1 protein-coding gene is annotated in these 1,619 nt (G+C 63.8%); it reads right to left on the reverse strand.

Features of this window, described 5'->3' with window-relative positions; translation table 11 throughout:
* Nucleotides 1-1,619: DNA-directed RNA polymerase subunit beta (rpoB, locus tag AB4Z47_RS30615; RefSeq protein ID WP_441956189.1), on the reverse strand; the 1,619-nt coding region annotated here is incomplete at both ends.

Consider the following 1,619-nt stretch of genomic DNA (forward strand, 5'->3'; position numbering starts at 1 on the left):
AGCACCTCGACGTTGAGGCACAGCGACTGGAGTTCTTTGAGCAAGACCTTGAACGATTCCGGAATGCCCGGCTCCGGGATGTTCTCGCCCTTGACGATCGCCTCGTAGACCTTCACGCGACCGACCACGTCGTCGGACTTGATGGTCAACAACTCCTGCAGCGTGTACGCCGCACCATAGGCCTGCATGGCCCAGCACTCCATCTCACCGAACCGCTGACCACCGAACTGCGCCTTACCACCGAGCGGCTGCTGGGTGATCATCGAGTACGGGCCGGTCGAGCGGGCGTGGATCTTGTCGTCGACCAGGTGGTGCAGCTTGAGGATGTACATGTAACCGACTGCCACCGGGTACGGGAACGGCTCGCCCGAACGTCCGTCGAACAGCGTGGCCTTGCCGTCGTCGTTGACCATGCGCTCGCCATCGCGGTTGGGCAGCGTCGAGGCCAGCAGACCGGTCAGCTCCTCCTCGCGCGCCCCGTCGAAAACGGGCGTGGCGATGTTGGAGTCGGCCGGAGCGCCCAGCATCTCCTCCGGCAGCGCCTGCGCCCAGTCCGGGCGGCTGCCGTCGGCGTTGTCGACCTGCCAGCCTGCCTTACCGATCCAGCCCAGATGGGTCTCCAGGATCTGGCCGATATTCATACGACGCGGCACACCATGGGTGTTCAGGATGATGTCGACCGGGGTGCCATCGGGCATGAACGGCATGTCCTCGGTGGGGAGGATCTTGCCGATGACACCCTTGTTACCGTGCCGACCGGCCAGCTTGTCCCCGTCCTGGATCTTGCGTTTCTGCGCCACATACACGCGCACCAACTCGTTGACCCCCGGAGGCAGATCGTCGTCGTCCTCACGCGAGAACACCCGGATACCGATGACCTTGCCGGACTCGCCGTGCGGCACCTTCAACGAGGTATCCCGCACCTCACGGGCCTTCTCACCGAAGATCGCCCGCAGCAGCCGCTCCTCCGGAGTCAGCTCGGTCTCACCCTTCGGCGTGACCTTACCGACCAGGATGTCACCGTCGCGGACCTCGGCACCGATCCGCACGATGCCACGCTCGTCCAAATCCGCCAGGACCTCGTCGGAGACGTTCGGGATATCCCTGGTGATCTCCTCGGCACCCAACTTGGTGTCACGGGCATCGATCTCGTGCTCCTCGATATGGATCGAGGTGAGAACGTCCTCCTCCACCAGACGCTGCGACAGGATGATCGCGTCCTCGTAGTTGTGGCCCTCCCACGGCATGATCGCCACGAGCAGGTTCTTACCCAGGGCCATCTCACCGTTCTCGGTGCACGGACCATCCGCCAGCACCTGACCGTGCTCGACCCGCTGACCCTCGTCCACGATCGGACGCTGGTTGGAGCAGGTGCCCTGGTTCGACCGATTGAACTTCCGCATCCGATACGACTTACGCGTACCGTCRTCGGCCATCACCGTCACATAGTCGGCCGAAACCTCCTCGACCACACCAGCCTTCTCGTTCACCACGACATCGCCCGCGTCCACCGCGGCACGCAACTCCATGCCCGTGCCCACGATCGGCGCCTCGGAACGGATCAGCGGCACAGCCTGACGCTGCATATTCGCACCCATCAGGGCACGGTTGGCATCATC

Source organism: Nocardia sp. 2TAF39, from assembly GCF_052114905.1.
Taxonomy (GTDB): Bacteria; Actinomycetota; Actinomycetes; order Mycobacteriales; family Mycobacteriaceae; genus Nocardia.